Source organism: Peptoniphilus grossensis (genome assembly GCF_001940285.1).
In the GTDB taxonomy this organism is placed as follows: domain Bacteria; phylum Bacillota; class Clostridia; order Tissierellales; family Peptoniphilaceae; genus Peptoniphilus_A; species Peptoniphilus_A faecalis.
The window spans coordinates 957,660-971,746 of sequence record NZ_MJIH01000001.1; the positions used below are offsets into that span (position 1 = coordinate 957,660).

The 14,087-nt window shown below is 31.7% G+C and carries 13 protein-coding genes and 1 pseudogene; 2 read left to right on the forward strand and 12 right to left on the reverse strand.

Translation table 11 applies throughout. The annotated features are described in order from the left end of the window. Positions 1 to 80: 80 nt before the first annotated feature. Both BIV18_RS04655 and BIV18_RS04660 read right to left on the reverse strand, forming a co-directional pair. Entirely contained in the window at positions 81 to 1,037 is a 957-nt protein-coding gene (locus tag BIV18_RS04655) for a sensor histidine kinase (RefSeq protein WP_235860784.1), read from the reverse strand. 260 nt (positions 1,038 to 1,297) lie between these two features. Further along, positions 1,298 to 1,990: a response regulator transcription factor gene (locus BIV18_RS04660; protein WP_075659512.1), complete on the reverse strand. Its 693-nt coding sequence runs from the start codon at positions 1,988 to 1,990 to the stop codon at positions 1,298 to 1,300. 82 nt (positions 1,991 to 2,072) lie between these two features. Here BIV18_RS04660 and BIV18_RS04665 point away from each other — a divergent pair, with 82 nt between their 5' ends. Beyond that, a complete protein-coding gene (locus BIV18_RS04665) occupies positions 2,073 to 2,996 on the forward strand; it encodes a YihY/virulence factor BrkB family protein (protein WP_075659513.1) in 924 nt (307 codons plus the stop codon). On the opposite strand, the gene BIV18_RS04670 is transcribed toward BIV18_RS04665, so the two are convergent. From BIV18_RS04670 to BIV18_RS04685, 4 genes and pseudogenes are all read right to left on the reverse strand, one after another. Then, on the reverse strand, positions 2,993 to 3,595 hold the full coding sequence (locus BIV18_RS04670; RefSeq protein ID WP_075659514.1) for a ComF family protein: 603 nt from the start codon (positions 3,593 to 3,595) through the stop codon (positions 2,993 to 2,995). The genes BIV18_RS04665 and BIV18_RS04670 overlap by 4 nt on opposite strands. After that, a complete protein-coding gene (gene recD2, locus BIV18_RS04675) occupies positions 3,576 to 5,759 on the reverse strand; it encodes an SF1B family DNA helicase RecD2 (RefSeq protein ID WP_075659515.1) in 2,184 nt (727 codons plus the stop codon). The genes BIV18_RS04670 and recD2 overlap by 20 nt, the downstream gene beginning before the upstream one ends. A gap of 192 nt (positions 5,760 to 5,951) precedes the next feature. Continuing rightward, on the reverse strand, positions 5,952 to 6,257 hold the full coding sequence (locus tag BIV18_RS04680; RefSeq protein WP_075659516.1) for a PspC domain-containing protein: 306 nt from the start codon (positions 6,255 to 6,257) through the stop codon (positions 5,952 to 5,954). A gap of 64 nt (positions 6,258 to 6,321) precedes the next feature. Next, positions 6,322 to 9,746 (reverse strand): annotated as a pseudogene (locus tag BIV18_RS04685) (pyruvate carboxylase). Positions 9,747 to 10,200: 454 nt separating this feature from the next. Here BIV18_RS04685 and BIV18_RS04690 point away from each other — a divergent pair. Next, on the forward strand, positions 10,201 to 11,361 hold the full coding sequence (locus BIV18_RS04690) for an ISL3 family transposase (RefSeq protein WP_083635506.1): 1,161 nt from the start codon (positions 10,201 to 10,203) through the stop codon (positions 11,359 to 11,361). A gap of 229 nt (positions 11,362 to 11,590) precedes the next feature. On the opposite strand, the gene BIV18_RS04695 is transcribed toward BIV18_RS04690, so the two are convergent. The 6 genes from BIV18_RS04695 to rpsI form a co-directional block, all read right to left on the reverse strand. Next, positions 11,591 to 12,103 carry a hypothetical protein gene (locus BIV18_RS04695; protein ID WP_075659517.1) on the reverse strand — a complete coding sequence of 171 codons (513 nt, stop codon included), beginning with the start codon at positions 12,101 to 12,103 and terminating at the stop codon, positions 11,591 to 11,593. A 92-nt stretch (positions 12,104 to 12,195) separates the two neighbouring features. Continuing rightward, positions 12,196 to 12,396, reverse strand: a complete 201-nt coding sequence (locus tag BIV18_RS04700; RefSeq protein WP_075659518.1) for a hypothetical protein — start codon at positions 12,394 to 12,396, stop codon at positions 12,196 to 12,198. 30 nt (positions 12,397 to 12,426) lie between these two features. Beyond that, positions 12,427 to 12,930 (reverse strand): hypothetical protein, encoded by a 504-nt coding sequence (locus tag BIV18_RS04705; protein ID WP_178385770.1) that lies wholly within the window; start codon positions 12,928 to 12,930, stop codon positions 12,427 to 12,429. A 199-nt stretch (positions 12,931 to 13,129) separates the two neighbouring features. Continuing rightward, a complete protein-coding gene (locus BIV18_RS04710) occupies positions 13,130 to 13,360 on the reverse strand; it encodes a helix-turn-helix transcriptional regulator (RefSeq protein ID WP_075659520.1) in 231 nt (76 codons plus the stop codon). A gap of 112 nt (positions 13,361 to 13,472) precedes the next feature. Beyond that, positions 13,473 to 13,598: a hypothetical protein gene (locus BIV18_RS11220; protein WP_268875143.1), complete on the reverse strand. Its 126-nt coding sequence runs from the start codon at positions 13,596 to 13,598 to the stop codon at positions 13,473 to 13,475. 95 nt (positions 13,599 to 13,693) lie between these two features. Further along, positions 13,694 to 14,086 (reverse strand): 30S ribosomal protein S9, encoded by a 393-nt coding sequence (gene rpsI, locus BIV18_RS04715; RefSeq protein ID WP_075659521.1) that lies wholly within the window; start codon positions 14,084 to 14,086, stop codon positions 13,694 to 13,696. Position 14,087: the final 1 nt, after the last annotated feature.

Here is a 14,087-nt window from a genome sequence, read left to right on the forward strand (position 1 = left end):
TAATTAAAATTGCCATTATGAAAAACCTGTGGTTTCTTTTTATTTTATTTCAAAAATTATCCTTTGTCAATAAAATATAATCACTCTGAATCCTTTAAAAGGAGTACGTGCACATCAAACCACTGACCGTGAATTGAAATTTTTACATCGCCTCCAAGTATTTCAGAAAGATTTTTGACGATATTTAGGCCAAGACCCGAACCCTCAGAATGTCTTGATCTATCTGCCTTTAGAAGTTCTTCAAAAAGTTCATCGCTATTCATATTTAATTTTTCGCTCATAATATTTTTTATATAAAATTCAACTGTGGACTCTCTTTCAATTACACCCGCAAGAACTTTTGTCCCATGCTTTGAATGTTTTGCGGCATTTGACAAAAGATTTTCCACAATTCTAACAAATAGATTGACATCTGTATAAACTAAAATTTCATCACTTGTAGAGTTGTACAAAAAATCTAAATCCCTTTGCTTAAAAAGTGAGTCATAGTCGCCATAAATTTGTAAAATCATTTCATTAAGTTCGACTAAAGATTTTTCCACAGAAATGTTCCTAGTGCTAGTCTTTGAAGCAAAAACTAAGTCACCAATTAAATCCTTAAGTCTTGTTGAGTTTCTTTTTAAAACGCTCACAAATTTTTTTGCTTCATCATCAAATTCATCTTTCTTAGATAAAAGATCTGCATAATTTATTATAGAGGTAAGGGGAGTCTTCAAGTCGTGAGAAATATTTGTGATGAGTTCTACCTTTAATTTCTCCGACCTAAAGTTTTCTTCCAATCTCTTTCTATCTCTCTTTTTGAAATCTTCCATTAAAACTGTGATTTTTTCCAAGTATTCATTTTCGAAGGGCTCTGGGATTACAAAATCATATCCATAGAGTATTGATTCCACAAGTTCAATGGATAAAGTATTTTGTGCAAACTGAATTTCCACAGTGAAAATTGCTCTGAGAATCATAAAGAGAAGGACATTTAAAAGGACTATTCCCTTTGTTAAAAGACTGTAAAATAAAATGTATAGAATAAATAATGTCACATTTAAGGTGCCAAAGAGCCTGAAATTTTTAAAATGTCTATATTTAAAAAGATTGTATGTGAAACATGTATCCACAAGTTTTTTTCTTTTAATTTTTAAAATTATAATTAAAAGCGTGACAATCCAAGTGATAATGAAGTGTTTGTTTATGTTTAAAAGTTCAAAAATAATTACGCAAGACGCAAAAATATTTTCTACAAAAAAATTATCTGAAATATTTATAAAAATGTCCTTAATATATTCTCTTATATCAGAAAACATCATTTTGCCTCAATCTTATATCCCATGCCGTATACTGATTTAATTAAATCTGGTTTTCTTGGATTTATCTCTACCTTATCACGAAGATGAGAAATATGTACTGAAATAATCTTTCTAACGTCAATTGCTTCTTCTTCCCAAACCCTTTCGTAAATTTCATTAGAAGAAAAAACTCTTCCTGGATTTTTTGCCAATAGGTATAAAATTTTGTACTCATAGGGAGTTAAACTTACGACTTCATCTTCAACTCTGACTTCCTTTGATTCATCATATATGCTAACTCTACCTATTTTTAAATCTCCCGTCTTTATTTCTGATGCACCAAGGGAAAAATATCTTCTTATTAGAGAATTTACCCTTGCAGTAAGTTCCACTGCATTAAAAGGTTTAGTTATATAATCATCTGCACCTACATTTAATCCAACAATTTTATCTGTAACTTCGCTTTTAGCCGAAAGCACAATAATTGGAATATTTGTAATCTCACGCATTTTCATAATAAGTGTAATGCCATCCATCACCGGCATCATTATGTCTATTATAGCAAGGTGTATTTCATTTTTTTCTACGATTCCAAGAGCAGTTGCTCCATCTTCCGCCGTAAAGGTTATGTAACCTTCTGCCTTTAAGTAAATTTCTATTGCATTTAAGATGTCTCTCTCATCATCGCAAACTAATATGTTATAATTCATAATCATCATCCTTTACTCTATTTTATCATGTAATGAATTGTTATCACACAAAAATTAATATATAATACAAAAGAGGTGTTTAATGAAATTCTTAAATAATTATATAGATAAAGTCAAAAATAAAAAAACCTTTATCTTTTTTGATAAATTAATATATAGAATAATAAATCACGACACTTTTTCCTACGGAGGAAGTCTCTCTTATTTTTTAATTTTATCAATTTTTCCCTTTTTAATTTCTTTGATAAATGCGATTAACTTTTCAGGGCTATTAAACCCAGATTATATTTTTTCACTTATAAAGGTTTTGCCAACTGAAGTCCAAAATATTGTATCAAATTTTTTAGTTGAAATTCAAAATTCATCTTCAGGCTCTTTTTTCACAATTTCCTTTGTAGTAGGTCTTTTTACTGCATCTACTGCCGTTTTTAAACTAATAAATATTATAAATTTATCCTATGGTTTTGCTGAAAAAAGAGGTTTTATTAAATTAAGACTTCTTGCATTGTTTTTTACAATTGCACTTATTACAATGTTTTTTTTATTAATATTTACTCAAATCTTTGGTGAAATTATTTATGTAAATGTGATGAAGTATCTCGGCATTAAAAATGAATTTTTTGACAAAATGTGGCGAATAGCAAAAAATACAATACCTATTTTATATATGCTAATTACCTTTGTCCTACTATATAAATTTTCACCATCTAAAAGCAGCGAAAATATGGTTACTTTTAAGGGCGTGCTTCCAGGTGCAATTTTTTCTACAATTGGTGTAATAATAGCCTCCATTGTATTTGGGTTTTATGTAACAAATTTTGGAAAATACTCCATAACCTATGGCTCTCTTGGGGGTATTATTATATTTTTGGTTTGGTTATATTTACTTTCCATAATTATCTTAATTGGTGCAGAGATAAACTCCACTATCTACTCCATGAAATACTTTAAATCGTTAAATCATTGGCCAAGACATGATTCAATATTTAAAAATTTTAATAATTAAACAATTTCTGTGGCTGCAATAAGTGCAGTCACTTTTTTTATGCCCGAAGCTCTAGCAATTTTTGCAAGTTCCCTTATTGTAGAACCCGTTGTGATTACATCATCTACAATGATGATCTCTTCTGGAATTTTTATAATTTTAAAGGAATCTTTTAAATTTTCTTCACGTTCATGTCCCTTTAGACCAACTTGAAATTTTGTATCTATTACTTTTTCAAAGACGCCCTCACATTTTAAGTCTAGCTTTCTTGCAATATCTTCTGCCAATATTTTTGATTGATTGTATCCTCTTTCTCTTTCCCTATATCTATGCATGGGTACATAGGTCAAGATTTCACCACTTAAATTTTTCTCCAAAAGCTTTTCTATCATAATTTCAGAAATAATTTCCCCATATGCCAGCTTCCCCTTAAACTTAAAATCAATTATAAGCTTTCTCATTATCCCAGAATAAGTTGAAGATACAATTAAATTCTCTAAACCATCGATGTCATAGTAAAAGACTGGATCTTTATCGATTAAATCAAAACAATCACTGCAAAGCCCATAGTTTCTTACAATTTTCCCACATATAGGACAATTATTTTCCAATAATTTCATTTTGTCTCCTCAGTTTTTCTGCCAAATTGGAATATCTTTTCACAGTTCTATTGTTTTCAATCATTTTTACTAAATATTCACTCATGCCCACAAGGACAACCGCCTTTGATGCTCTAGTAATTGCTGTGTAAATTAAATTCCTAGTAAGTAGCATTGGCGCTGCTCTATAAAGTGGAATTACAACTACTGGAAACTCACTTCCTTGAGATTTATGGATAGTCATGGCATAGGCAGGTGCCAGTTCATCTAAATTTTCAGAATTATATTCCACACTTCTCACATCGTCAAAAATTACTGTAACTTTTTTGTTTTCCTTGTCAATTTTCGAAATATAACCTAAATCTCCATTAAAAACTCCCTTTTGTCTATCTTGATAAAACTCATTTTCTACCCTTGACTCAAGTTCATAATTGTTTTTTGTCTGAAGAACTCTATCGCCAACCTTGAATTTTTTTCCGAGAATTTCTATAAATTCTTCATTATTGTTCAAGTGATCTTGGAGCACTTTATTTAAATTAATTGTACCATGACTTCCCTTTTTAGTTGGAGTTAAAACCTGTATATCTGCCTCGCTTACATTAAAATAATTTGGAAGTCTAGTCTTTACTAGGTCCTTAATAATTTCCAGACCCTTCATCTCTCCTCTTTCAGAAATCATAAAAAAGTCGCCCTCATTTAAAATTGGCATCTCGCCCTTATTTATTAAGTGAGCATTTTTTACTATCATTGATTTTTCTGATTGTCTAAAAATTTCCTCTAAATTCACAGATTCTATTATTCCAGATTTTAAAATATCCGATAAAACATTTCCTGCGCCAACAGATGGAAGTTGATCCTTGTCGCCAACTAAAATAAGTCTAGTGGGACTCTCAATTGATTTTAACAAAGTTTCCATTAAAATAATATCAACCATGGACACTTCATCGAGGATTAGAACATCGCACTCAAGCTCTTCAATATTTGAAAATCCTATGTCTCCTGCAAATCCAATTTCAAGTAGCTTGTGAATAGTAAAAGCATCTCGTCCTGTCTGTTCCTTCATTCTCTTTGCTGCACGTCCCGTTGGAGCTGCAAGTTTAATGACTTTGCCCATGGATTCAAAGATGTCGATTAACACTTTTAGAGTCGTGGTCTTGCCTGTTCCAGGCCCACCAGTTATTACAAAAACTCCTCTATTTATAGCCTCTTTAACGGCCTTTCTTTGCGTCTTCGAAAGTTCAATTTCTCTAAACCTCTCTGTCTCAATAATTTTTTTATCTATGTCAATTTCTTCTTCAAAGGAAATATTTAAGTCCTTTAATTTTCCCGCAACATAATTTTCTGCGGCAAGATATCTCGCAATATAACAGTTGTAATTTTCGCCATCTCTTTCCACGAAAAAGTTTTTCTCAAGAGTTAATGTCTTCGCAATTTCGTCTGTATTTTCAAACTTTAAACCTAAAATATTTTCTGAAGCTCTAATTAATTTATCTAGCGGCAAATAAGTGTGTCCATCTCTATTTGCAAGCATGAGGGCGTACTTTAACCCTGCAATCTTTCTAAAATCAGAATCCTTTTTTACACCAATACTCTCTGCAATTTCGTCAGCCTTTTTAAATCCAATGCCCCTAACTCTTCCGATTAAGTCATAGGGATTTCTCATGACAATTTCTATGGATTCGTCGCCATATTCCTTGTAAATTTTTAAAATTATGGCTGCCGGCAGATTATACTTAGAAAAGTATAGGAAAATTTTGCGCATTGCATATTGTCTATCTAGCGCTTCCTTTATGTCCTTATATTTTTTCTTTCCAATTCCCTCAACAGACAAAAGTCTTTCAGGATTCTTTTCTATTACGTCCAAGGTTTCATCCTTAAATTTATTTACAATTCGCTCTGCCATTTTTTCACCGACATGAGGTATCATTGAACTTGAAAGATAATTTATTATTGCAGCTTCGCCTTCTGGCATAATTTCTTCCATTTCTATAAAGGCAAACTGCTCTCCATATTTGTTGTGATATGTAAAATCTCCCGTGAATTTATATTTTAAATTTGTTTTTAAAATAGTAGCAGAACCAACTATTACAAGATCTCCATCTGTTGAATTTATTTTTGCAACAGTGTATCCATTTTCTTCATTTCTAAAAATAATTCTCTCCACAATTCCTTCAAGAGTAATCAATTAAAACACCTCGTGATTATTGTATCAATAATTTGCGATTAAATACAGAAATAAATACAGAAATAAATACAGAAATAAATACAGATATTAACACAGACTTTAATATAATATGCTATTATAAAAACTTTTTAAAATAAAACTAAGAGTATTTTGCAAAAATAAAAAGAGACCCGAAGGTCTATCAGGTCTCTCTTAATAAAAATCTTCATCAGATTTTTTCTTTTGTTCTTCATAGGTGTTTCTGTAATTTTTTTCATAAGAATCCGTCTTTGGTTCGCTAAATTTCTCCCCATAACTCTCATCAATTATATTTCCATGAGGTTCCGGTGGAATAATAATTGCAAGTGCAATATAAACCCAAATGCTAAGTCCACCTGGCACAATTAATAAGAAGGCAATAATTCTTACGATTGTCGAATCAATCCCTAAATATTTCGCTATACCACCGCATACCCCTGCGAGTATCGCATCATCCCTAGATCTATATAGTTTCTTCATTTTACACTTCCTTTGTACATTAAATAAACTAATCCTTTTTTTTAATTACCCAAGAAGAAATTTTTTATTCAAAGGACAAAAGTAGTTCTCCACTTTCCACCATGTCGCCCTCTTTTACAAAAACATTGGCTACTTTCCCATGGATATTGGCAACAATATTAGTTTCCATCTTCATGGCTTCTGCGATAAATAGTTTGTCGCCCTTTTTAATTTCATCGCCTTCTTTTACCAAGACTTTTACAATTTTACCTGGAATAGAAGATCCAACTTCCCTTTCATTTTTTGGATCGGCATAAATTTTTTCTTCTCCAAAATTTTCTTTGTCCTTAACAGTTTCGTCCTTGATATTAATAGTTCTCCTTGAGCCATTTATTTCAAAAGTTAAATTTCTAGTGCCGTTGTCCAAAAGTTTTCCAACTTCAATTAATGTTACGATTAAAGTTTTGCCCTCTTCAATGGAAATTTCTGTACTTTCACCTTCCATTAGTCCGTGGAAAAATACATCTGAACCAATTTTTGTAACTTCGCCATTTTCTTTTATATAGTCGATATAATCGTCAAATACCTTTGGATAAAGTGCAGAAGAAATTAAATCTTCTTCCCTTGGCTCTATTCCCTTTTCTTCTAAATGCTTTTTGATTTTATCAAAGTCTTCATCTTCCAAAAGCTCACCAGGGCGAACTGTAATTGGCGTTTCTCCCTTTAATATCATCTTTTGTAGTTTTTCTGGAAAACCACCATAAGGTTGACCCATCATTCCTCTAAAATAAGTCATTACAGAATCTGGATAGTCTAGGTTTTTGCCCTTTTCCAAAATATTTTCTGGAGTAAGATCATTTTGTACCATGAAAATTGCAAAGTCGCCTACCATTTTTGACGAAGGAGTAACCTTTACAATGTCGCCTACCATTTCATTTACACGCTTATACATTTCCTTTACATCTTTAAATTTGTGACCAAGCCCAAAACTTTCAACTTGCGGTTTTAAGTTTGAATATTGTCCACCAGGAATTTCATATTTATAAATTTCTGTAGTTCCAGATTTTAAATCAGATTCAAAATTTTCATAGACAGGTCTTACTGCTGCCCAATATTTTGAAATATCTTCAGCTTTATCTAGGTCAATTTCTGTATCTCTGTCTGTATTTTTAAGAGCAGCTACAACAGAATTTAGCGCAGGTTGTGAAGTAAGTCCACTCATGGAGTTTACCGCAGTGTCTACGATGTCGACGCCAGCTTCTGTTGCTTGTAAAATTGTTGCAACCCCATTTCCAGTAGTGTCGTGAGTGTGAAGATGAATTGGCAGTCCAATTTCTTCTTTCAAATTTTTTATCAACTTCTTAGCTGCATAAGGCTTTAGTAGTCCTGACATATCCTTTATTCCAATTATATGTGCACCAGTTTTTTCAAGTTTCTTCGCAAAGTCCACATAATATTTTATAGAATACTTGTCTCTATATTCATCTAAAATATCGCCTGTATAGCACATAGTTGCCTCTGCAATTTTCCCATTTTTAAGAACTTCATCAATAGAAAGTTGCATACCCGGTAGCCAATTAAGGGAATCAAAAATTCTAAATAGATCAATTCCATTTTTGAAGATTGCTTTATAAATTTAACTACTACATTGTCAGGATAATTTTTGTATCCAACAGTGTTGTTGCCACGAATTAGCATTTGTAAAAGCATATTTGGCATCTTTTCACGGAGAATTTTTAATCTTTCCCATGGATCTTCGTGCAAAAATCTGTATGCAACATCAAAAGTTGCTCCGCCCCACATTTCCACAGAAAATAATTTGTCCATGTTGTAGTTTAGTGCCTCAGCAATCTTCACAAGGTCAATAGTCCTCATTCTAGTCGCCATAAGCGATTGATGAGCATCACGCATAGTTGTATCAGTGAGAAGAAGTTTTTTCTCCTTTAAAATATGTTCCTTTAATTTGTCCCCACCAAGCTTGTCAAAAATTTGCTTGTAGCCTTCAAAATTTTTCTTTTCAAATTCTGGAACTTGTGGCACATCAAAATTCTTTTCCAAAGTTTTGTTGTCATTTACAACTCTTTCGCCAATAATCTTCATAAGCCTTAGTTCTTTGTCCTTTGAGGATTTTATTTCAAAAAGTTCTGGATGCTCTTCGATAAAACCTGTATCACAAATTCCCTCTTGAAACTCCTTTGTATTTAAAACATTTAACAAAAATCCAATATTTGTCTTTACTCCGCCAACTTTTAACTCAGATAAGGATCTCTTTGCCTTTCTAATTGCATCCTTCCAAGTCCTTGCTTCAGTAATGACTTTTACAAGAAGTGAATCGTAATAAGGAGAAATTACTGCACCAGTAAACCCATTGCCGCCATCAAGTCTTACTCCAAACCCAGATGATGATCTATATAAGTTAATTTGTCCCGTGTCTGGCATAAAATTATTTAGCGGATCTTCCGTTGTAACACGACATTGAATAGAAAAGCCTCTGTGTTCAATTGAATCTTGTCCCTTTATTCCAATTTCTTCGCTGTCAAGCCTGTATCCCATGGCTATTAAAATTTGCGACTGCACAATGTCGATGTCCGTGCACATCTCTGTAACAGTATGTTCAACTTGAATTCTTGGATTGACTTCTATAAAGAAGTGATCTCCCTTTGAATCCACTAAAAATTCCACAGTACCTGCGTTAGAATAACCAATTGATCTAGCAATTTTTAGGGCATCTTCACAAATTTCTTCCCTAAGCACCTTCGGTAGCGAAAAAGCTGGAGTGTACTCAATTACTTTTTGATGTCGTCTTTGAATTGAACAGTCCCTTTCATAAAGGTGGACAATATTTCCATATTCATCGCCTAAAATTTGCACTTCAATATGTTTTGGCTTGTGAAGATATTTTTCTATAAACATCGAATCGTCACCAAAAGCTTTTTTCGCCTCATCCTTTGCAGATTCAAATTTTTCCAAGAGCTCATCTTCACTTTCAGCAATTCTCATTCCTCTACCGCCACCACCAGCAGCAGCTTTTATCATTACAGGGTAGCCGCAAGACTTTGCAAACAAAATTGCCTCTTCCTCATTTTTTATTGGCCTTTCAATACCAGGAATAGTTGCAACTTTCGCTTTTTTTGCAACAATTTTTGAGGTTATCTTGTCGCCAAGCTTTTCCATTACTTCTGATCTTGGACCTATAAAAGTAATTCCTTCTTCTTCACATTTTCTAGCAAATTCAGGATTTTCAGACAAAAATCCATATCCTGGGTGAATTGCATCTACGCCCTTTTTCTTTGCAAGACTAATTATCTCATCGATGTCGAGATAGGCATCAAGGGGCGACTTTCCCTTGCCAATTAGATAAGATTCATCAGCCTTAGTCCTAAAAAGTGCAAGCTTGTCTTCTTCAGAATATATTGCAACTGAGCGAATCCCCAATTCTCTAGCAGCCCTAAATATTCTAATTGCAATTTCACCACGATTTGCCACTAAAATTCTTTTGAACTTCTTCATAATATCCTCCCTTTAGTTTTACATATTATACATCAAATATGAATTAAAGTGTAGAATCAGCAAATAAAAATCTGAATTTCCCTAAACTTGCAATAAGTATCCAAAGTTCAATTTTTTATTTTGAATTTTCAAGTCTAAATTATTATCTACTCCAAAACTAAAAGAGTTTAAAATTAATTTGCTTAAAATAATTTCTGAAAAATCATCGCCTTTACAATGATATAATAAAAAATTTTTGCATACATTATTAAATGTCCTTTTTATCTATTAGGAATTTTACTCTCAAGCATTAAAATTATCATTATATTAAAAGGCTCTATAATATCTGTTGGGGAGTAAATCTCTAACAGATATTTTTATGTAAAAAAAATTGCACTTATACGCATTTAGTCCTAAACTTAAAATAACAACAAACTTTGTTAGGAGGTGCATATAAGTGCAAAATAATAATAACATGAATTTGTTGGGTTTTAAAGATGTAATTTTTGATAGTTTTTGTGAGGATAAGGAATTTGTTCACATTTATGCTTCTGTTACAAAGATGGATACTTGTCCTCACTGTGGTTCTACAAAGATTTGGGTTCATGATCATAGGATTCAAAAGATTAAGGATACTCATATTCATGGTAAGAAATGTCTTATTCATTTAAAGAAGACTAGGTATGATTGTAAGTCTTGTGGTTGTCGTTTTGAAAGAGAACTTGATTTTATTGCTAAGGGTCACACTATGACTTATAGGCTTGTTTTTGCTATTGTTGCTGAATTTAATGAACTTCATTCTAGCTCTTCTATTGCTAGTAGGTATAATGTTTCTTCTAATACTGTTTTGAGAATTTTACATTGTTTATATGTTTCAAGAGCAAAACTTTCAAGTGTATTGTGTATAGATGAGTTTAAAGGTGATAGTGGAAATATTAAGTATCAAACTTCTCTTCTTAATGGTGATAAGCACTCTGTCATTGATATTTTGCCTACTAGGGATAAGAACTTTTTGTTTAAATACTTTAAAAAAGTTCCTAACAAGGAGAGACAAGAAGTTAAGTTTTTTGTAAGTGATATGTCCAATACCTTTAAGTCTGTTAAGAATAGGTTCTTTAAAACTTCTATCCATATTGTTGATAGGTATCACTTCATAAGACAAGTTTCATGGGCTTTAGAGAATGTTAGAAAGAGGATTCAAAAAGATATTTCTTCTAAGCTTAGAAAGTATTTTAAGAGAAGTAGGAGTCTACTTACAAAACCTGCTTCTAATTTAACAACTGAACAAGCTAAAGAAGTTTCTTTAATGCTTGATTTAAACAACGATTTGAAGTTAGCATATAGGTTAAAGGAACTGTTTTACCAATATGTTCTAAGTCAACCCAATAGAGTTAGAGCATCTAAATCTTTAAGGGAATGGATAAGAAGAGCTGAAGAATCTGATTTAAAAGAATTTAAATCTTGTATCACTGCTTTTAATAACTGGTTTGATGAGATATGTAATTCTTTTGATTATCCTTGGTCTAATGGTCCACTTGAAGGTACTCATACTAAGATAAAGACTTTAAAAAGAAATTGTTTTGGTATGAAAAATTTCAATTTGTTTAGAAAGAGAATCATGTTTGCTTGTAAGTAATGATATGAAAATGGGAAAATTTTGCAAAACCCCTAGGGGTTTTGTTTGCTATACCTATTTTTAGTAATTTTTTAGTTATTTTAGTTTTGATATTCTAATAGCGCCTAAGTATTGATTTTTTAATGGAAAGAGAGACTCGAATTAACGAGTCTCCCCAATATTTGACATAGAGCCTATTAAAAAAGGAACCAAGCATTAAGCTCAGTTCCTTTTTTAATTGTCGCTAATATTATTTAGCAATTTCTCTTGTTATGACAACTTCTTTTGTAGTTCCATTCCAGATGATATCCTTGCCATCTTCATCTTTTACAACAACTTTTATATTGTCAGTGTTCTTAATAATTACGCCTGTACCTTTATCTTCGTTAATTGGAAGGATAGATTTTTTATTAGTAACATCTATCTCGTCATCAAGACTTGTGCTAGGCGTTGATGGTGTTGATGGGTTTACTGGTCTTACTATTTCGGGATTTGCTGGTTTTACTGGTGGCACTGTTTTTGCTTTGTAAATTGCAACAAATTCTTGTGATACTACTTCGCCAACTGTTGGAACTGTGCTATCCCATTTTTTAAATTCTTTTGTTGCATCTTTGCCGATAGCTTTTGCTGGAATTGCTTTTATTACTTTTTCGTTATTCCATGTTGTTCCTGTTAGGATATCTAATACCTTGTATCTATTTGTTCCGTCTATTGTTCCCTTTTCTGTTGCGTCAAATGTCACTCTTGTATATCCTTCTGGCACTTCACTGTTTTTAAAATCAAAAATGGAGTCACCCTAGAGATAACTCCATTTTAAATAAACCCTATAATTATTTTCCTATTATATTAAAAGTCTTATCTTTTATAAATATTATCTAACAAATTAGAAGCCATATTTATTGCACATATAAGAGATATACCTCTACAAATAACAGCTCCATCAACAGATAATTGATATCCTTTTGTAACGAATACTTCAGGATTCAAAAACAAATAGATTGCTACTATAATAAAAATTATTTTTGCTATAATATAGGAAGTTGAACTTAATTTCATAAAATATTCTCCATTTTAAAAAGCAATTACTTAATAATTTATAAGCTTATACTCCCCGTATTGTGGAGTTTTTACAGTATAACTATCTGATCTGATTACTTTTCCGGTAACAATATCGTAATACTCATTTATACCTGTTTCAACTTTATAGTACACTCTGTAACCCATATAAACTCTCTTATTCTTGTCCACATTTAATGTATACCCTATTGAACTACTAACTGAACCATTTGTAGATATATTTAATCCACTAATGTTTCCAGAAAAACTACATCCAAATGTAACTGATATATTCGATGATATAGAACCTCCTGCATTCCCTGTTTGAATATTGTCGGAAACCCTTTTAAAAGGAGACCATTCGTTATAAGTTCTAACATTCTTTTTTCTATTTCTAAAATCATTTACAAAGCTAGGTTTAATATTTTCTTCTATCGTTGGATGTTCCAATTCACTTGACTCAATAACAATTATATCTTTTTCATCAACATATTTTCCTTCTTGTGCAAATACATTATTAGTTGGTACCATCATCAACCCTGCCATCATATAGTCGCTAACCCTGTAGCAAATAACTTTTTCTTTAACATTTTCTTTTCCTCACTTTCGATTTTATTTTTATAAATTTTTAAACTCCACATCGAAAAGTAATGAATCTCCGTTTTTATACCTTTGAGGATTATTATAGTTCATAAATTCCACTTCTCTTTTTCTTGATGTAGTCATATAATTTTTAACAACAATTATGACTATGACACTTATATGTTTCTTCTCCGTCCAAATCAAAAATCTGATACATACAAATCCCTAAAGCATTTGCTATATCATTTGCAGTTTTTAGACTTGGTATTGTTTTTTCTGTTTCTATCTTATTTATACTTATTCTTGATATTCCAATTTTCTTACCTAGCCTATGTTGTGATAAACCTAATGGTTTTCTATATTCTTCAATTCTATTTCTCATTCTTTAGCCTTCTTTTTTTGGTTAAGTTTAATTTACCCTATTCTTTTGGAAAAGTCAAAGATTTTAATTAGTGTTCTTTAATTCTTTTCATTTTTATTTAGTTGAATATTACCTATAAAGTTAAAGCACACATCAACTTGTTGTTTTCTATCCTTGCCTTTTCTTCTTTTGCAATTAAATAATTAACTACTATATTTAAAATAAGCTCCATAATATCTATTAGAGTTTTTACACCCAACAGATACTATAGAGCCTCCCAAAATTTGACATAGAGCCTAAATTAGAGCAAACAAAAAAGCCCTGTTTCCAAGGCTTTTGTAAAATAATATAAAATTATCTTTTTGAGAATTGTGGAGAACGTCTTGCTTTTTTAAGACCGTATTTCTTTCTTTCCTTCATTCTCGGATCTCTTGTTAAGAAACCTGCTTTTTTAAGAACTGATCTGTATTCAGGATCAACTTCAAGAAGTGCTCTTGCAACACCATGTCTTATAGCACCTGCTTGTCCTGAGTAACCGCCACCGATTACTTTAACAATTACATCAAAAGATCCTTCTGTATCAGTAAGTTCAAGGGGTTCTTTTGCAACTGTTCTTAGAGTTTCAAAATCAAAGTATTCTTCAATATCTCTTCCATTAATTGTAAATTTTCCATTGCCAGGTAGAAGTCTAACTTGGGCGATGGATTTTTTTCTTCTTCCAGTACCTCTATATTGTATAGTATCCATT